Annotated in this window: 15 protein-coding genes and 1 pseudogene; 10 read left to right on the top strand and 6 right to left on the bottom strand. The window is 57.0% G+C overall.

Annotated elements, in window-relative coordinates; translation table 11 throughout:
• Nucleotides 1–5: 5 nt before the first annotated feature.
• The 7 genes and pseudogenes from CR155_RS10605 to CR155_RS21370 all read left to right on the top strand — a co-directional run bounded on the left by CR155_RS10605 (nucleotide 6) and on the right by CR155_RS21370 (nucleotide 6,647).
• The gene (locus CR155_RS10605) at nucleotides 6–647 is read left to right on the top strand and encodes an NADH-quinone oxidoreductase subunit J (RefSeq protein WP_102070001.1); all 642 of its coding nucleotides are present in this window, start codon (nucleotides 6–8) and stop codon (nucleotides 645–647) included.
• Nucleotides 644–952, top strand: a complete 309-nt coding sequence (gene nuoK, locus CR155_RS10600) for an NADH-quinone oxidoreductase subunit NuoK (protein ID WP_102070000.1) — start codon at nucleotides 644–646, stop codon at nucleotides 950–952. The genes CR155_RS10605 and nuoK overlap by 4 nt, the downstream gene beginning before the upstream one ends.
• 16 nt (nucleotides 953–968) lie before the next feature.
• Entirely contained in the window at nucleotides 969–2,969 is a 2,001-nt protein-coding gene (gene nuoL / locus CR155_RS10595) for an NADH-quinone oxidoreductase subunit L (protein ID WP_102069999.1), read from the top strand.
• Nucleotides 2,966–4,468: an NADH-quinone oxidoreductase subunit M gene (locus tag CR155_RS10590; protein WP_199171738.1), complete on the top strand. Its 1,503-nt coding sequence runs from the start codon at nucleotides 2,966–2,968 to the stop codon at nucleotides 4,466–4,468. The genes nuoL and CR155_RS10590 overlap by 4 nt, the downstream gene beginning before the upstream one ends.
• Nucleotides 4,469–4,477: 9 nt before the next feature.
• Nucleotides 4,478–5,965 carry an NADH-quinone oxidoreductase subunit NuoN gene (gene nuoN / locus CR155_RS10585; protein ID WP_199171737.1) on the top strand — a complete coding sequence of 496 codons (1,488 nt, stop codon included), beginning with the start codon at nucleotides 4,478–4,480 and terminating at the stop codon, nucleotides 5,963–5,965.
• A 127-nt stretch (nucleotides 5,966–6,092) separates the two neighbouring features.
• Nucleotides 6,093–6,257: pseudogene (locus CR155_RS21375) on the top strand (DUF2818 family protein); the annotation flags it as partial.
• Between the two features lie 54 nt (nucleotides 6,258–6,311).
• Entirely contained in the window at nucleotides 6,312–6,647 is a 336-nt protein-coding gene (locus CR155_RS21370; protein WP_369406180.1) for a DUF2818 family protein, read from the top strand.
• Between the two features lie 15 nt (nucleotides 6,648–6,662).
• Here the strand turns inward: CR155_RS21370 and CR155_RS10575 are convergent, their stop codons facing one another.
• Entirely contained in the window at nucleotides 6,663–9,080 is a 2,418-nt protein-coding gene (locus tag CR155_RS10575; protein ID WP_102069995.1) for a DUF3772 domain-containing protein, read from the bottom strand.
• A 205-nt stretch (nucleotides 9,081–9,285) separates the two neighbouring features.
• On the opposite strand from CR155_RS10575, the gene serB reads away from it, so the two are divergent.
• Complete coding sequence (gene serB / locus CR155_RS10570) at nucleotides 9,286–10,137, top strand: phosphoserine phosphatase SerB (protein ID WP_102069994.1); 852 nt, start codon at nucleotides 9,286–9,288, stop codon at nucleotides 10,135–10,137.
• Nucleotides 10,138–10,201: 64 nt separating this feature from the next.
• Here serB and mfd read toward each other — a convergent pair whose 3' ends face one another.
• On the bottom strand, nucleotides 10,202–13,660 hold the full coding sequence (gene mfd / locus CR155_RS10565) for a transcription-repair coupling factor (RefSeq protein WP_102070165.1): 3,459 nt from the start codon (nucleotides 13,658–13,660) through the stop codon (nucleotides 10,202–10,204).
• Nucleotides 13,661–13,689: 29 nt separating this feature from the next.
• On the opposite strand from mfd, the gene CR155_RS10560 reads away from it, so the two are divergent.
• Both CR155_RS10560 and ispF read left to right on the top strand, forming a co-directional pair.
• On the top strand, nucleotides 13,690–14,484 hold the full coding sequence (locus tag CR155_RS10560; RefSeq protein ID WP_102069993.1) for an IspD/TarI family cytidylyltransferase: 795 nt from the start codon (nucleotides 13,690–13,692) through the stop codon (nucleotides 14,482–14,484).
• A gap of 40 nt (nucleotides 14,485–14,524) precedes the next feature.
• Nucleotides 14,525–15,010, top strand: a complete 486-nt coding sequence (gene ispF, locus CR155_RS10555; RefSeq protein WP_102069992.1) for a 2-C-methyl-D-erythritol 2,4-cyclodiphosphate synthase — start codon at nucleotides 14,525–14,527, stop codon at nucleotides 15,008–15,010.
• A gap of 30 nt (nucleotides 15,011–15,040) precedes the next feature.
• Here the strand turns inward: ispF and CR155_RS10550 are convergent, their stop codons facing one another.
• From CR155_RS10550 to ompR, 4 genes are all read right to left on the bottom strand, one after another.
• Entirely contained in the window at nucleotides 15,041–15,556 is a 516-nt protein-coding gene (locus CR155_RS10550; protein ID WP_102069991.1) for a carboxymuconolactone decarboxylase family protein, read from the bottom strand.
• 5 nt (nucleotides 15,557–15,561) lie between these two features.
• Entirely contained in the window at nucleotides 15,562–16,110 is a 549-nt protein-coding gene (locus tag CR155_RS10545) for a peroxiredoxin (RefSeq protein WP_102069990.1), read from the bottom strand.
• Between the two features lie 71 nt (nucleotides 16,111–16,181).
• Nucleotides 16,182–17,594: a sensor histidine kinase family protein gene (locus tag CR155_RS10540; RefSeq protein WP_233214140.1), complete on the bottom strand. Its 1,413-nt coding sequence runs from the start codon at nucleotides 17,592–17,594 to the stop codon at nucleotides 16,182–16,184.
• Nucleotides 17,595–17,612: 18 nt separating this feature from the next.
• Nucleotides 17,613–18,347, bottom strand: coding sequence for an osmolarity response regulator transcription factor OmpR (gene ompR / locus CR155_RS10535; protein WP_073106027.1), 735 nt, complete (start codon nucleotides 18,345–18,347; stop codon nucleotides 17,613–17,615).
• Nucleotides 18,348–18,529: the final 182 nt, after the last annotated feature.

The following is an 18,529-nucleotide window of genomic DNA, read 5'->3' as shown; positions in this document are numbered from 1 at the left end:
CACTCATGATTTTTTCTACAGTCCTGTTTTATATATTGGCGTTGGTGCTGGTAGTGGCCGCGTTTCGCGTTATCACCGCAACCAGCCCGGTCACCGGTGTCCTGCACCTTATTCTGACGTTTTTCACGGCATCCATGATCTGGATGTTGCTGGGTGCCGAATTTCTCGCCCTGCTGCTGGTCGTGGTCTATGTCGGCGCCGTCATGGTCCTGTTCCTGTTCGTCGTCATGATGATGGACGTGCGCCTGGAAGCGTTGCGTACCGGCCTCAAGACTTACCTGCCGCTCGGCCTGGTCATTGGGTTGATCATGGTGTTGGAAATGGCCTTCGTGCTGGCCAAGACCTGGTTCGATGCCGGCCCACAGGCCGCTGTGGCCGACGACTACGATAATACCTACGCGTTGGGCGTGGCAATGTATACCGACTACGTGTTTGCCGTGCAGGTTGGAGGTGTCATTCTGCTGGTCGGCATGGTGTCGGCGATTGCGCTTACCTTGCGTCGCCGCACTGATGTCAAGCGGACACGTCCATCCGAACAGGTGAAAGTGCGTGCCAGTGATCGCCTGCGCATGGTCAGCATTCCTTCGCAAACCGAATTGCCTTCCGCGGTACCCGGCGCCAATCAAGACCATGGGGACAAGAAATGACACTGACGCTCGCTCATTACCTGATACTTGGCGCTATCCTGTTTGCGACCGGTATCTTTGGATTCTTCCTGAACCGTCGCAATATCATCATTCTTTTGATGTCCATCGAGCTCATGTTGCTCGCGGTCAATATGAACTTCGTGGCGTTTTCTACCTGGTTCGGAGACACCGCCGGCCAGGTGTTCGTTTTCTTTATTCTTACGGTGGCGGCCGCTGAAGCGGCCATCGGATTGGCGATTTTGGTGCTGCTGTTCCGCAACCTGAATACGATCAACGTTGAAGAACTTGACCAGCTCAAGGGTTGATGGGATTGCACATACTATGAATTCACCAAATCTATATTTATTGATTGCGCTGGCTCCCTTGGTGGGAGCCATATTGGCCGGATTTTTCGGTACGGGGTTTCTAGGCCGCTTCGTCAGCCGGCGCGGCTCTCATCTTATTACCATTCTGGGCGTACTGATCTCCTTCATTGGTTCCGTCATTGTCTTGCTGCAGGTGCTGGACGGGCAGACCTTCGACGGCGCGCTCTACACCTGGAGTGTCATCGGCACGACCAAGCTTGAACTGGGGTTTCTCATAGATTCCCTCTCAGCGCTGATGATGGTGGTGGTTACATCGGTGTCGCTCATGGTGCATATCTATACCATCGGATACATGGCCGACGATCCGGGCTACCAGCGTTTCTTTTCCTATATTTCGCTGTTCACCTTTTCCATGTTGATGCTGGTCATGTCCAACAACATGGTTCAGTTGTTCTTCGGCTGGGAAGCCGTGGGTCTGGTGTCCTACTTGTTGATTGGTTTCTGGTACACGCGTCCAACTGCCATTTTTGCCAACATGAAGGCTTTCTTGATGAATCGCGTAGGCGATTTCGGGTTCTTGCTCGGTATTGCGCTGTTGTTTGCCTACACAGGCAGCATGCACTACGGTGACGTGTTCGCCCAGACCGAAAAGCTGGCAGGCATGACTTTCCCGGGTACCGACTGGCAACTGCTTACCGTGGCCTGCATAGCCTTGTTCGTTGGAGCCATGGGTAAGTCGGCACAAGTTCCATTGCACTCCTGGCTTCCCGATTCGATGGAAGGCCCGACGCCGATTTCGGCACTGATCCACGCGGCAACCATGGTTACAGCCGGCATCTTCATGGTGGCCCGGTTTTCACCCGTGTTCGAGTACTCCGACACCGCGCTGTCGGTGATGATAGTCATTGGCGCGATCGGAGCCTTGTTCCTGGGCATACTGGGCATCGTCCAGACCGATATCAAGCGGGTCATTGCGTACTCTACTTTGTCGCAACTGGGCTACATGACTGTCGCGCTTGGCGCGTCGGCCTATTCAGGCGCCATTTTCCACCTGATGACGCACGCATTCTTCAAGGCATTGCTGTTCCTGGGCGCAGGCTCGGTGATCATCGGCATGCACCATGACCAGGATATCCGCAACATGGGTGGCCTGCGCAAGTACATGCCGATTACATGGATTACCTTCCTGGTGGGAACGCTGGCCTTGGTTGGTACACCCTTTTTCTCAGGGTTCTACTCCAAGGAGCACATCATCGAAGCGGCGGGCGCTGCTAATGTCTGGGGTGCAAACTTTGCCTATTACGCGACATTGATCGGCGTGTTCGTCACTTCCCTGTACTCCTTCCGTGTGTACTTCCTGGTGTTCCATGGCAAAGAGCGGTTCCATGCTCATGATCATGCCGCACATGGGCACGACGAACACGGCCATCATGGCGGTACGCCTCATGAATCGCCGTGGGTCGTGACCCTGCCTTTGGTGCTGTTGGCCATTCCGTCCGTCATCGCTGGCATTTGCTTCATCGATCCGCTCCTGTTCGACGGCTTCTTCGATGGCGTAATCAAGGTGTTGCCGGCGCATCCCGCCATGGCCGAACTGGCCGGGCATTGGCATGGCTGGGTCGCCTACGCGCTGCATGGCTTTGTGACGCTGCCTTTCTGGCTCATGATCGCGGGTCTGGTCGTGGCCTGGTATTGCTACCTCATTAATCCGAAGGTTCCGGCCGCCATACATAAGAAGCTGTCGTTCATCAACCGCGTGCTGGACAACAAATACTATGCCGACTGGTTCAACGAGCAAGTTATTGCACGCGCCGTGCGCGGCTTGGGTAGAGGGTTCTGGCAGGCGGGTGATCGCGGCCTGATAGACGGCATCATGATCAATGGAAGTGCGCGATTCATAGGCCTGTTGGCAGCCGCCAGCCGCCACTTGCAATCCGGCTATATCTATCACTATGCCTTCGCGATGATCATCGGGATCATGGCTTTATTAACCTTTTTTGTACTGACGGTTCTCTGATGGCTAGCGATATGGCGTCTTCTACTCTCCCTTGGTTAACGCTTGCGATCTTCGTACCGATTATTGCTGGCCTGATCGTACTAATGGTTGGTCGCGACGACCGGCCGGGACTCACGCGTATGCTGGCACTAGTGGGCTCCGTGGCGGGCTTCCTGGTAACCTTGCCCTTGTACTTCGGCTTCAATTCCAATACGGCCGACATGCAGTTCGTCGAGAAGACATCGTGGATAGAGACTTTCGCAGTCAACTATCACGTCGGCATCGATGGGATTTCCATCTGGTTCGTCCTGCTCACCGCCTTTATCACGATCATCGTAGTATTGTCCGGCTGGAAAGTCATCACCAGCCGGGTCGGGCAGTACATGGCGTCCTTCCTGATCCTGTCGGGCCTGATGGTGGGCGTGTTTGCCTCGCTCGATGGCATGCTGTTTTACGTCTTTTTTGAAGCCACCCTGATTCCGATGTACCTGATTATCGGGGTGTGGGGCGGTCCTAACCGCGTATACGCCGCATTCAAGTTCTTCCTGTACACGTTGATGGGTTCGTTGCTGACCCTGATTGCATTCATCTACCTCTGGCATGCATCCGGCGGCTCCTTCGACATTCTGACCTGGCATCAATTGAAGTTGGGGTATACGCCACAAATCATGGTTTTCCTTGCGCTACTGGCTGCTTTTGCCGTCAAAGTGCCGATGTGGCCGGTCCATACCTGGTTGCCGGACGCACACGTCGAGGCGCCGACAGGCGGCTCCGTCGTGCTGGCAGCCATCATGCTCAAGTTGGGCGCATACGGATTTCTTCGGTTTTCTCTGCCTATCACCCCTGATGCATCGCAAAGCCTCGCAGGCATGATGATCGCCTTGTCGCTGATTGCCGTCATTTATATCGGACTGGTCGCCATCGTTCAGGATGATATGAAGAAGCTGGTTGCTTATTCATCGGTGGCCCACATGGGCTTCGTGACGCTGGGTTTCTTCTTGTTCAATACGGCTGGCCTCGAAGGCGCGATCATCCAGATGATCTCGCACGGTTTCGTGTCGGGCGCAATGTTCCTGTGTATCGGCGTGTTGTACGACCGTATGCACACGCGGCGTATTGATGATTACGGCGGCGTAGTCAATGTCATGCCGCGGTTTGTGACCTTTTTCGTGCTGTTTTCGATGGCCAACAGTGGATTGCCGGCGACCAGCGGCTTCGTGGGCGAATTCACGGTGATTCTGGGCGCCGTCCAATATAACTTCTGGATAGGGCTTCTTGCTGCGCTGGCGCTGATACTGGGCGCTTCCTATTCCTTGTGGATGCTCAAGCGCGTGGCGTTCGGCGATATCGCCAACGACAACGTACGGGCCATGACCGATCTGAGCTCGCGCGAGTTCTTCATCCTCGGTGTCATGGCAATCGCGGTGTTATATATGGGTATCTATCCCAAGCCGTTTACAGATGTCATGCACGTGTCGGTGGAAGCCTTGTTGCAGCACGTCTCTATCTCGAAACTGTAGACCCGAACTATTATGCAAAATCCTTATGACTTCGCCTTGGCTCTGCCCGAGATTCTGCTTCTGATTCTGGCTGCCGTCACACTGCTCGTCGACGCGATGAACAAAGCCGAATCGCGTCATGTCACTTTTACGCTCAGCATTATCACACTGCTGTCCCTGACTGGTCTGTCTTTCTGGCAGTGGAGCGAAGGCGTGCAGGGCAGTTCGTTCGGCGGACTGTATGTGGTCGACTCGCTGGCGCACTTCCTGAAGATATTGTCTTATTTGGCGGTTGGCGCCACCTTGATCTACGGACGCGGGTACGCCGAAGCGCGCAGCATGATGAAGAACGGCGGCGAAATGTATTCGCTGACATTGTTCGCTTTATTGGGCCAGATGGTGATGATCTCGGCCGGCAGCATGCTCACCGTGTATCTGGGTGTCGAATTGATGTCGTTCGCCTTGTACGCCCTGGTGGCATTGCGTCGCGACGATCTGAAGGCGACGGAAGCCGCCATGAAGTATTTCATGCTGGGCTCGATGGCTTCAGGAGTGCTGTTGTACGGCATGTCCATGATCTATGGTGCAACCGGCCAGCTCGACCTGACCCTTATTGCCGAAGTCATCGGTAGCGGACAGGCGGAGCGCCTGCCGCTCATATTCGGTGTGGTGTTCATCGTATCGGGATTGGCGTTCAAGCTCGCTGCCGCACCCTTTCATATGTGGACACCCGATGTCTACGAAGGCTCGCCGACCTCGGTCACTCTGTTGTTGGGGGCGGCACCGAAGCTGGCGGCTTTTGCCATTACTCTGCGCTTGCTGATAGAAGGCCTGCACGGTATCGCCGTCGACTGGCAGCCGATGTTGCTTATCTTGGCCGTCCTTTCTCTGGCCATCGGCAATATCGCGGCAATTGCGCAAACCAACTTCAAGCGCATGCTGGCCTATTCGACCATTTCTCACATGGGTTTCGTGTTCCTGGGCCTGCTCTCTGGCGTGGTACAGGACCAGGCCGCCGCCACCGGTGCTGCCTATGGCGCTTCATTGTTTTACATGATCATCTATGTATTGACCACGCTGGGTACCTTCGGACTGATACTCCTGCTCAGCCGCAAGGGCTTTGAATGCGAGAACATTTCCGACCTGAAGGGGCTCAACCGTCGTAATCCCATCCTGGCTGGCGTGCTATTGCTTTCCATGTTCTCGCTGACGGGTATTCCCCCCATGGCCGGCTTCTATGCGAAGCTCGCCGTACTGCAGGCGCTGGTCGGTGCCGGCCACATTGCGATTGCCGTGGTTGCCGTACTGTTTTCGCTGATCGGCGCATTCTATTACCTGCGCGTTGTGAAGATGGCCTATTTCGACGAACCCGAGGGCGAACCGGTGCTTATCGATAACGGCATCATCACCAGCGGGCTTATGTCCGTTAACGGGCTGTTGATCATCATTCTGGGCGTCCTGCCTGGCGGATTGATGGCCTTGTGTGTCAGCGTCATCGAAGGCTCGCTCAAATTCTAGGCGGTAGCAGCCCAGCCCCGCATGGGTTGCGGCGGCCCAGCCAGGTTCCGCCCTCTTCGGCGGAACGGACGTCCCAGTCTATCGATCAGTCAGGTCCTGGCAATGCCAGGGCCAGAGGAAGTTATTGATGAATCAGTCATTTGCCGTTTGGATTCTTATCGGTTTGTCTTTGATAACGGCTAATCTTCCTTTTCTCGCGGAACGACCTTTCCTGATATTGCCGTGGACACAGAAAGGCGAGCCTGCCGCTCCCGCATGGATGCAGTGGATTTTTTCCCTGATATTCCTTGCCTTGCTTGCAACCTTGGCTTATGGAGCATTTGGACTGATCGGGGGCGCGCTGGTGATGGCATCCGATTTGGCGTCGGTTTCCCTGTTTCTCGCCAAGATCGGCGGCCTTGCCGTTGTCATTGCGGCGTTGCTGGCCTACCCAGGCTGGCGCAGCCGCGCTTACGTAATCGAGAAGTCTTTTTTCGTGCGCCTGCTGGAAATGCTGATGTTCTACCTCTTGGTCGGCATTCTGGGCTTTGCCTTCGAAGTCAACTTGGGCAACCGGTTTACTCAAGGCTGGGAATTTTATGCAGTGACGTTCAGCCTGTTTCTGGTGTTGGGATATCCCGGCTTCGTGTACCGCTATTTGCTTCGCCGCCCCAAGCCCCGCCAGGCTCGAACAACTGGCTGATCGTTGTCTGGCGGATCAGGCCTCTTGGCCGGACTCCTTCAACACCATGGTGGGTGGGCTGATCAACGGCAATTTCGCGTCGCGCAAACGTTTCAGTATTTCGAACAGCAGCGCGCTGCGTATCCGGTAAGCCGAACGTGGCGATCCTACATAGCCGGTCGCGTTGAAGACCAGCCCTGTCGCGTCTACGCCATCGAGCATGACGTCGGGTTCCGGCTCATCCAGCACCTCCGTATTTTCCTGGAACACAAGGAGCATGAGGTCGTGGACTTGCTCGGCATGGGTGTTCACTGGCAGCGAGAGCTTTATCTGGACTCGCCCTAAGGGATTGGCGTGCGTGACGTTTCGTACGACTTTCGTGATGAATTCCGAGTTGGGCACAATCACGGTGGAGCGATCACCCATCTGGATTTCGGTGGCGCGCACATTGATACGTCGAATGTCGCCTTCGATGCCGCCGAGAGACACCCAATCGCCTACCTTCACCGGCTGCTCGGCCAGCAGTATCAGTCCGGATATGAAGTTTTGCACGACTGCCTGTAGTCCGAAGCCTATGCCGACCGATAGTGCGCTGGCTATCCAGGCCACCCGGTCCAGGCTGATGCCGACGGCAGATAAAGAAAGTGCAATGGCGACGACATAACCCGCGTACCCGAACAATGTGGCTGTGGAAAGCCGCATGCCGGAGTCCAGGCTCGTGGTCGGCAGATACTGATCAGCCAGCCATCGTTGCAGCAATTTGACGGCGCCAAAGCTGAGAAGCAGGACGAATATGGCCGTCAGAACGGAGGTAGGGCGGATCTGCACTTCGCCGATGGCAATGCCGGCGTGCAGGTGATCGATCTGGCGTATCCACTCGCCGGGCCCACCGCCAAATGGCGACAGCAATAGCATCAAGGCGAACAGAACCAGCAGCAGGCGCATTACGCCGGATACCAGTACGGTTGCCTGGCTGCGTGCGCGGAACCACGGACGGCTGTGCCCTTCGTCACCGCCATTGCGTTTGGTAGACGCGAGCAGGCTGCCGCAGATGTCGTCGATCAGACCCGTCAGCAGATACGTCGAACCGAGCACCAGGCTGATCCAGACCAGTTGTTTGATAATAAAGCTGCCCAGCGCGACATAGCCGCTGAGCAGGCACACAATGCTGGATGCCACCGCAATCCAGACGGCGCCTCGCAACAACGAAAGCGCCATCGGTAAAGGCGGCCTGGCCTGATGTTCTTCGCCCGGCACCAGGCGGCTCAGGCTATGGATGCGCTGCATCGCCAGACCCAGGGTGATGCTGAGAGTCAGGGCCATGAAGCAGTCCAGGGCGACGGTGGCAACCAGGCTGGCGTTGATCAGGACGGCAAGCCGCTGAGCCGCCCAGCCGAACGAGAGGACGATGGACAGCGCAAGGGGAAACCAGCGCAGCCCCGACGCAACGGCGTCGCTGATCGGCGGAAGGCGCCATGTGGGACGACCCGGCAAGAGTAGCGCGTTGCCCAATCCGGTGACGAAGCCGCCAAAGCAGGCTATGCCGATAGCTTGATTCAACAGGGATTCCACCAAGTCCGGGATGTCGCTGTTTAGGCGCAAGCCCAAGAGCGCAACCCCGCCGATTAGGCCGGGAGTCGCCGTCGTCAATAAGACGAGTATCGTGGCGTGCAATGACCTGCGCAAGCGTCCAGGGGCCACCCGTGTAATGCTCATCCGCAACAGGGCGCGGCCAGCCTGGATCCGCAGGCCAACGATCAATAGGATGGCCGCCAGCACGATGACATGGGTACCTGCCGACACGGCATTGAACAGTGCCGCGAGGTCCACGAGCATGGGTTTGAGCCTGCCGAGGTCTTGAGGCCATTCAGCCAGCAATCCGCTCCAGAACTTGGGTGCTGCAATAGACGACGTGCGCTGGCCCAGCTGCGCCTGGAATTGCGTCCGCCTCAGTTTCAGAATCTGCTCCGATGCTTGCCCCGCTTCCACGGCAATAAGCCTGGCGAGTTTTATCTGGGCGTCCAGCGAACTGCTGTTCTTGGCCAGCTGTTTTCGTTGTTCGGCAACGTCCGGCGCCTCGGGTGTGCCTTCGGTAGGTGCGCCGAGTTCGGCCATACGCGCTTTTACGCTGGTGAACAGCGGCTCAATGGCGCCTGCGGCCGCTTCTGCCTGGGCCTGCGCGCCCAGTGCGGTACTTCGGAGCTCCGCAAGCTGTGCGTCGTCCAGAGGCTTGTCGCCGTGGGTTTCGAGCTTTTTCTGCACCATGTCGATTTGGGCACGTGCCGCGTCCAGCACTTTCTCGGGCTCGATCTTTGCGTCGGAATCGGCGGCATGAGCCACTACGAATGTGAACGCCGTGCAAAGGCACAGCAGACAGAAGAATAGCGCTTTCGTGATTGAAAAGGGGCGGATTCGGCTTGCTACGGGGCGCGCCGGAAAATGATGCACTGGCATTGACTTTGTCGAAGGAGAACAGGAAGGCTTTGTCCTGTACACAACCCGGCGAGAGCCGGGAAACGGCGTTAATAGTAACGCCGTTTCCTGCCCAAACCAGGCTTGATTGGTAAGCAGTTAAAATGGCTCGCAACATTTTCATCTTCATGATGCTACAGCCGGTTTACCGGTGCAATATCGCGGCGTTTTTTATGACTTATTCACTATGACTCACCTTATCCTGCAAGCTCCCAACCTTGTTGCCGCCAATATCGAGAAAATAGCGGCCATCGCCAGCGCCGGCGGGGTACAGGAATTGGGCAGCACGGCCGTACGCCTACTTGATGTCGACAAAGGCGAACGTGTCGCGATCGAAGAATGTTGCGCTGAATTCGGCATCGATTATGCGTTTTTCGAGCAAATCGCGCGATTGCGCGATTGTCGGATATTGGCCATGGATATGGACTCCACACTAGTGAATATCGAGTGCATCGACGAGATCGCCGATATGGTCGGTCGCAAGGCTGAAGTGGCCGCGATCACCGAAGCCGTCATGCGCGGCGAGATCACCGATTTTTCCGAAAGCCTGAAGCGGCGTGTGGCTTTGCTGGAAGGGGTCCCAGTGAGCGCGCTGGAACAGGTATACGAACAGCGCCTTCGCCTTAACCCCGGTGCCGAGAAACTGATTTCCACAGCCAGGAAGACAGGGCTGAAGTCGCTTTTGGTTTCGGGTGGTTTTACGTTTTTTACCGAGCGTCTGAAAGCGCGTCTTTCGCTCGATGCCTGCCACGCCAACCTTCTTGATACGAACGAGGGAAAGCTTACCGGTAAAGTCGTGGGTACTATTGTGGACGCACAGGGTAAGGCGGATCACTTGAAACGGCTGGCCGACGAATTGGGGGCCGCCCCGGAACAGATCATTGCCGTGGGCGATGGTGCCAACGACCTGAAAATGCTGGCGTTGGCGCAGTACTCGGTGGCGTATCGCGCCAAGCCAGTGGTGCGGCGGCAAGCCAACTATGCGTTGAACGTAAGCCCCCTTGACGCAATATTGAACTGGTTCCGCCTGAGCCATTGACAAGCACTGCTCTGAAGCGTCGGATCGCGTAACCCGACCTGTCGCGCTGCGCTTTTCCCGGATGCTAAGCCAGGGATCGCAGCACTTTGCGTATTGTTTCAATGCGGGCACTGACCAGCTGGCCTTGCTTGATTTCAATCTTCAACTTGTCTTGTCCCGCAAGGCGCACATCGCGCTGCTTCTGTATGAGCTCGATGATGCGCATCGGTTCGATATTCGGCTTGGCGGAGAACTGGATCATGGCCTGGGTATCGCTGGCATCGATCTTGATAATGCCCAGAGGTTCGGCATGGAGGCGCAATCGATGGGTGGCAAGCAAGGTCTGCGCGGCCTCGGGCAGCTTGCCGTAGCGATCTATCAGTTCCTCCTGAATCATGATCAGATCATCTTCATGCTTGGCATGCGACAGTTTTTTGTAGAACCCCAATCGTGCATGCACGTCCGGACAAAAGTCCGAGGGAAGCAGGGCGGAGGCGTGCAAGTTCACTTCGCAAAGCGAGGCAAAAGGCGAATCCAGGTCAGGCTCTTCGCCTGACTTAAGTGCCCGGACGGCCGCGTTCAGCATATCGGAATACATGGAGAAGCCAATTTCCTGGATGTTTCCCGACTGCGATTCGCCCAGCACTTCGCCGGTCCCTCGTATTTCAAGATCGTGCATGGCCAGGAAAAAGCCGGCGCCCAGCTCTTCCATGGCTTGTATGGCCTCCAGGCGCTTTTTGGCGTTTGACGTGATGGCATCTTCGCCGGGCGTCATCAAATAGGCATAAGCCTGATGATGTGAGCGGCCCACGCGCCCCCGCAACTGGTGCAGTTGAGCAAGCCCCAATCTGTCGGCGCGATGTATGACGATGGTATTGGCGGTTGGCACGTCTATACCTGTCTCGATGATGGTCGTGCAAAGCAATACGTTATAACGCTGCTGGTAGAAGCCCTTCATGACTTCTTCGAGTTCGCGTTCCGCCATCTGTCCGTGGGCAACCGCAATACGCGCTTCAGGCACCAGTTCTTCCAGGCTGGCCCGTCGGTTCTGGATGGTGTCGACCTCGTTATGAAGGAAGTATATCTGGCCGCCGCGTTTGAGTTCGCGCAGCAGGGCTTCGCGTATTGTGCTTTTGTCTTCCCGTCGTACGAAGGTCTTGATGGCGAGCCGTTTCTGGGGTGCGGTCGCGATCACGGAGAAGTCGCGTATGCCTTCCAGTGACATACCCAGCGTGCGCGGAATGGGCGTTGCGGTAAGGGTCAGCACATCGACTTCCGCACGCAAAGTTTTCAGCGCTTCTTTCTGGCGGACACCGAATCGATGCTCCTCGTCGATGATGACCAGACCGAGGCGTTTGAACACGACGTCTTTCGACAAAATCTTGTGGGTACCGATCACGATATCGACGCGGCCATCGTTGAGTCCCTGGATGGCGGCCGCTACTTCCTTACCGGACCGGAAGCGCGACAGCTCCACGATCTTCACGGGCCAGTCGGCAAAGCGATCGGAAAAGGTCTGTGCGTGCTGTTCAGCCAGTAGAGTGGTCGGGCACAACAGTGCGACTTGCTTGCCGTTGAGCACCGCCAGGAACGCCGCACGAAGCGCCACTTCGGTCTTGCCAAAACCAACGTCACCGCACACCAGTCGGTCCATGGGGCGACCCGACGTCATGTCGCCGATGACAGCTTCGATGGCGGCTGCCTGGTCCGGGGTTTCCTCGAAGCCGAAGCCTTCCGCGAACGCGTGGTAGTCATTGACTGGAAGCTTGAAACGATATCCTTCGCGGGCCGCGCGCTGGGCATACAGCGCCAGCAGTTCGGCAGCGGCGTCGCGCACCTGTTTGGCGGCTTTGCGCCGCGCTTTGTCCCACTGGCCGGAGCCCAATTGATGCAGTGGCGCATGATCGGGGTCGGAGCCGCTGTAGCGGGCGATGACGTGCAGTTGTGCTACTGGTACATACAACGTGCTGCCGTTGGCATACGCCAGGTGCAGGAGTTCCATCAGTCCTTCACCGAGATCCATTTCGATCAGCCCGCAGTAGCGACCAATGCCATGTTGAGCATGCACGACGGGATCGCCTTCGCGCAACTCCGATAGGTCGCGCACCATTGCTTCCACGTCGCTCGCGTGTTCCTGCGCGCGCTTACCGCGTCGAGTAGGGCGGGCCTGGCTTGGATAGAGATCGTTTTCGGTGAGCAGCGTGAGCACCTGATCGACCAGCACAAAGCCGCTGGAGACGGGTGCGATCACCAACGCAAAACGGCTTTCCGACGCCAGGAAGTCCTGCAGCGTTTCGCTCGCGAAGTCCGGCTTTATTCCGAATTCCTCGAGCATTTGCAGTAGCGTCTCACGTCGTCCGGCGGAGTCCGCGCACAAGGCGATGCGGCCGTGATTCCGATCCAGCAAAGCACGCAGGCTTGCGACGGGATCTTCGGCGCGCCGTACGATGGCGGCGGTGGGGGCCGGCTGGAAATCGGGATGCAGTCCGTCTTCGCCCAAGGCCAGCCTGGCAAACGCCTTCAGGTGCGTGAATAGCTCTTCTTCGCTGAGAAAGAGTTGTTCGGGTGGCAAGACGGGTCGTTCGCGATCGGATTTCAGGAATTGATACCGGCCTTGTGTGTCGTGCCCGAATCGTTGCACAGCCTGGTTGATATCACCCAGCGTCACCGTCAGCGACTGGGCGGGCAGATAATCGAACAGTGTGGCCGTATGGGTAAAAAACAGCGGCAGGTAGTATTCGATGCCCGCAAATGCAATGCCATTGCCAATGTCTTTGTAGGGGAGGGCACGGGACGGATCGCCCTCGAAGATTTCCCGAAAGCGTGCACGAAACTGGTTGCGCGCGGTTTCGTCCATCGGAAACTCGCGGCCCGGCAGCAATTGGACTTCCTTGACGGGATACAGGCTGCGCTGGGTGTCGATATCGAAGCTTCGAATTGATTCAATTTCGTTGTCGAACAGATCGAGGCGGTAGGGCAGGACTGATCCCATGGGGAACAGGTCGATCAGGCCGCCGCGTATGCAGAACTCGCCGGGCGCTGTCACCTGGGTGACATGGGTGTAGTTGGCCAGGGTCAACTGGCGGCGCAGTCCGTCTTCGTCAAGTGCGTCTCCTTGCTTGAAGGAGAAGGTATAGGCAGCAAGGAACTCGGGTGGCGCAAGACGGTATAGGGCAGTCGTGACCGGAACCGTAAGGATATCGACGCTTTCCTGCATCAGAGCATGCAATGTGCGCAAGCGCTCTGAGATCAAATCCTGGTGCGGAGAAAAACTATCATAGGGCAGGGTTTCCCAATCGGGAAGTTGCCGCAAGCGCAATTCTGGCGCGAACAGCAGGATCTCCTCGGCCAGTCGTTGGGCGGCCAACGGCTCGGCGCATAACACGACCAGCGTGTGTCGGGATGCACGTGCCAGGTCGGCAAGCATCCATGCGTCGCCTGAACCCGGCGGGATGGGTTGTGCATTCCGCTGCCCCGGCTTCAAGCCGGCGAGCACGGATTTAGTGGAGGGAAGCGACGGGGGAGGGGTTATTTCTATATTCATGTAGATAGTCATTATAAAATGCCTTTCCTATGTATAAGAAACTGATTGCAATTGTCCCGGCGGCGGGCATCGGCACGCGCGCCCAGTCCGCAGGCGCGGCACCCTCCCAATATGGTCCCGGCAGCCAAGAGGGCGGACCCGCCATGGGATTGAGCGCAGCGGCTCTGCCCAAACAGTACCGGCTATTGAACGGCGAGCCCATGTTGCGTTGGGCGGTGAAGGCATTGCTGGCCGACGCGCGCATAGCACAGGTGAGGGTGGCGGTAGCCCCACACGACATTTGGGTGGAGCAGGCATTGCTGGGACTCGAACGGACTGTCTGGCGGCGCTGCGGTGGCCCCAGTCGCGCACAAACCGTGTTGGCTGCAATGCGGGACGCAAGTATGGGCGTCGATGACTGGGTATTGGTTCATGATGCTGCCCGTCCCGGTCTGCCGGCCGATGCCTTGGCCCGTCTTATTGATAGCTGTCTTCAGTTGAATACGGGCGGCCTGCTTGCTCTGCCGGTGGGCGATACGGTGAAGCAGGCGTGCCCGCTGATCAAGCTCCGTGGTGGGCGGGCGTCCGCAACGGGCAGTACCTTGGCGACTGTGGAACGGACCCTGGAGCGCGATGGCTTATGGCTGGCCCAGACTCCTCAAATGTTTCCCGCCTTGCATTTGCTGAATGCGCTGCAACGGGTCGACCTTGCCGGTAGTGAAATCACCGACGAAGCCTCAGCCATGGAAATGGCTGGGAGTGCTCCGTGTTTGATTCCTGGGTCGTCGCGTAATTTCAAGGTAACCTGGCCGGAAGATTTCGAATTGATGGAAAAATGGTTGTAAGTACTGAATCCCGCAAAATCAAGCGCTTTATGGAGCACATATGAATTTTCCCGTACGCGTCGGACAGGGCTTCGATGTACATGCCCTGGTAGAGGGTCGCCCCTTGATTATCGGGGGTGTCACGATCCCGCATACCCATGGTTTGCTGGGCCACTCTGACGCCGACGTGCTTCTGCACGCTGTTACGGATGCCATCCTTGGGGCCGCCGGCCTGGGTGACATCGGTCGGCATTTTCCCGACACCGACCCGACCTACAAGGGCGCGGACAGCAGGGTTCTGTTGCGCGCAGCCATGGACAAGGTAAGGGAAAAGGGGTGGGCTGTTGTAAACATAGATGCGACGGTGCACGCGCAAGCGCCTAAGATCGGTCCGCATGCTCCAATTATGGTGTCCAATATCGCCGCAGACCTTGCTGTGTCGATAGACGATGTCAATATAAAAGCCAAGACTAATGAAAGCCTTGGCTATCTGGGCCGCAAGGAAGGCATAGCGGCCACGGCCGTAGCGTTATTGGCCAGCATCTGATTGCCGCTACGCAGGGTGACCGCCTTTTTATTATGCCTCAGCGGTAATTACCAGCGCTGCCGCGTTTACCACTGATGCAATACGCCCTACATCGCGCAGCTGTTCGGCCGTGTATCCGGCCTTCTTCAGATTGGCATAGTGCGAATTGACGCAGAAGTGGCATTTCCCCACGATGGACGCCGCCAGGGCGAAGAGTTCGAATCGGGCCTGATCTATTCCTCCGTGGGTGGCGTATGCATTCATGCGCAATTGAGCAGGCAGCGTCTTGAGCCGCTCATCACCCGACATTTCCACATAAGGGTAGTAGGTATTGTTCATCCCCATGAGGGCGGCTGCTGTCAGTACGCCGGTGGCGTCCGCCTCTGATAGACCGCTTTTGAACGCTTGCAGCAAGGTATTGCTGCGAGCCGCGTAGGCAGCCGCCAGGGCGACTCCTGTCGCGTCATCCGCCTTGAGCGAGGAACGGGCGATGGTGGCGTCAAGGTTGAGGCGTATGTCCTTGGCCCAATCCGGGATCATGGCCTTGATGGTCGACAGGAATTCCATGGGGATCAGAGTGTATCGCCGCCGAGCGCCCGGTTGCACGGGCAAAGCTCGTCAGTTTGCAGGCCGTCGAGCAGGCGCAGGATTTCTTCCGGATTGCGGCCCACATTCAAGTTATTCACCGAAACGTGCTGGATGATGTTGTCGGGATCGACGATGAATGTGGCACGCAGGGCGACGCCTTCATTTTTTTCACGGATGCCAAGCTGATCGACCAGTGCCCCTGTGGTATCGCCAAACTGATAGTGGCCCAGCTTGCTCAGGTCGGGGTGTTCACGTCGCCATGCCAGCTTGACGAATTCGTTATCGACCGATCCCCCCATCAGGATGGCGTCGCGATCTTCGAAGTCTTGGACAAGCGCATTGAAGCCCACGATTTCAGTGGGACACACAAAGGTGAAATCCTTGGGATAGAAATAGATGATTTTCCACTTGCCCGGAAATGAACTTTCGGTGATTTCTTCGAACGCGGAGACGCCGTTCTCTTCGTGCATATTGAAGCCCGGCTTGACGCCCGCGACTTTGAAGGGTTCGAGTTTATCGCCTACTGTTTTCATGTGAGCTCCTGATAGTAAGTAAGTGGATGATGTTGAACGTACACGATACGTCCGATCATTGAAATTCTACGCTATTGGGTATCAGTGTCTAACTGATAATTCCTGACTCGAACCTTAGGAATTTCGATGCGCGCAACCAGCCCGCCTTTGGGATGTGAGATCAACTCCAGTTGCCCGCCTACCTGTCCTAGAAGCCGCTCGACGATGGCAAGACCGAGTCCAGCCCCGCTGACTCCGGTGCGCGCCGACTCCCCGCGGGAGAATGGCCTCAACAGACGTTGGATATCGGTAGGGGCGATACCGGTACCCTGGTCTTTGACTTCAATGGCAAGTATGTTGCCCTGCTGTCTTGCGACCAGTTCGATGTGAGCGCGGCCGTCAGACGGTGTACGTCCGTAGCGACGTGCATTTTCGATGAGATTGCTGATAATGCGCTTGAGGTCGTGGGCATTGATCTTGGCGTAGAGGTTCGGCTCGATCGATGCGGCCAGCGCGCCTCCCAGCGATTCAGTGTGGCTGCGTTCGCGTTCATACAGATCGCGCAACACGGAGGATACATCGATTCCTTGATCAGGCACCACGCCGGCCGGGCGAGCGTATTCCATGAGTTGACCGATACTGTGGTCAATTTGCCCGAGGTCTTCGTCGATGGCCTGGCGTGCTTCGTCGGTGACGTCGCTCATCTCGATTTCAAGGCGCATACGCGCCAGTGGCGTCCTCAGGTCATGTGAAATGCCCGCCAGCATTATTTCGCGATCTGCCTCGGTTTGGCGGATGTCGCGCGCCATCCGGTTGAATGCCATATTCAAGTCGCGAATTTCAGCCGGCCCTTTTTCGGGCAGCGGCGAAGGTGTTTCGCCACGAGCCAGTTGCCTTGCGACCTTGGCCAGTTGAGCCAAAGGACGATTCACGAAGCGTACGCTGATCGCCGCTCCGACCAGCGCCAGCACTAGGGCCGTCGCGCCCCATCCCAGCCATTCGGCGCCTGCTGTAAGCCCGAGTTGTTCGCGGTCGAAAACCAGCCAGTACCGATCCGTATTGATCTCGAAACTGACCCATACACCCGGTGTCTGGTTGACCGACCACATGACCTGGGTCTCTGGACCCAGCCGTTCCTTGATGTTACCCGCGACGTGGTTCCAGTAATTGGAGTTGGGCAATGGCTCGTGGACGTCGGTGCTTTCGCGTGGTTGCACACGCAGGCTCTCCTTCGTTGCCAAGTCAAGGAGCAGCGCTGGCCTTACGCTGCGTGGCGCATAGATCAGGGCAGAGCGCGTGATACTGACGGCCGTCGTCACACGTTGGGCCATCTGGGCCGCGCGCGGCCCTTCCTCCATGCTGAAGAAGACCTGGAGCCAGGCTCCAAGGCTGACCAGCATGAGTCCCGCCAACAACAGGAAAGAACGGCTGAACAGGCCAAGGCGCACGCGCGTCTTGGCCTTCTTATGCTGCTTGGGGGCTGCGGCCAGAACCTGTTGCTGCAAGGTTATGCCCGCTCGCTGTTAGTGCCCGCCATCTGGTACGAAAACATACCCCAGGCCCCAGACCGTTTGGATGAATACCGGCTTGGAGGGATTAGGTTCCACCAATTTACGCAGACGGGATATCTGGACATCGAGGCTACGGTCGAATGCTTCGTATTCACGCCCGCGAGCCAATTCCATAAGCTTGTCGCGGGAAAGCGGGATCTTTGGGTGCCGTGCAAACACCTTCAATACCGAGAATTCGCCGGTCGTGATAGGGACCTGCTCGTTATTGCGGGTCAGGGTGCGCGTGGACAAATTCAGTACATACGGACCGAATTCAATGGATTCGTTTTCCTGGCTGGGTGCACCAGGATGCTCTTCGGTGCCGCGGCGCCGCAGAATGGCATTGACGCGGGCGAGAAGTTCTCGTGGATTGAAAGGCTTGGAGAGGTAGTCGTCAGCGCCCATTTCCAATCCTACGATGCGATCTATTTCCTCGGCTTTCGCGGTCAGGATGATAATGGGTGTATTGTCGTGCCCGCCTCGCAGGCGGCGGCAAATCGATAGTCCATCCTCACCAGGCAACATCAGATCCAGAACGAGCAGGTCGAAGTGTTCGCGCTGCCATAATTTGCCCATTTCCTTGGCATCTTCGGCTACGAAAACATTGAAACCCTGTTCCGACAAATACCGGCGCAGCAGATCGCGGAGCCGGGGGTCGTCGTCGACGACGAGAATTTTGCGAGATAGAGATTGGTTTTGTGTATTCATAGGGAAAATGTAACAGGGCTGAGTTGACCCGTACAGGGCTCGTTGCAAGATATTACATAATAAGTATCTGGATATAAAGGAGGTAGTACTTACTACAAATTTGCCTGGTCCTATTACGTATCGGTGACGACATATGACTTGAGAGAGGGCCTTGACGGTGCTAGTTTAGAGTGGCGATGCGG

The sequence above is a fragment of the Pollutimonas nitritireducens genome, from assembly GCF_002849615.1.
Classification (GTDB): Bacteria; Pseudomonadota; Gammaproteobacteria; order Burkholderiales; family Burkholderiaceae_B; genus Pollutimonas; species Pollutimonas nitritireducens.
Note: the sequence above shows the minus strand (reverse complement) of the source record. Positions and strands in the feature narration are given on the sequence as shown.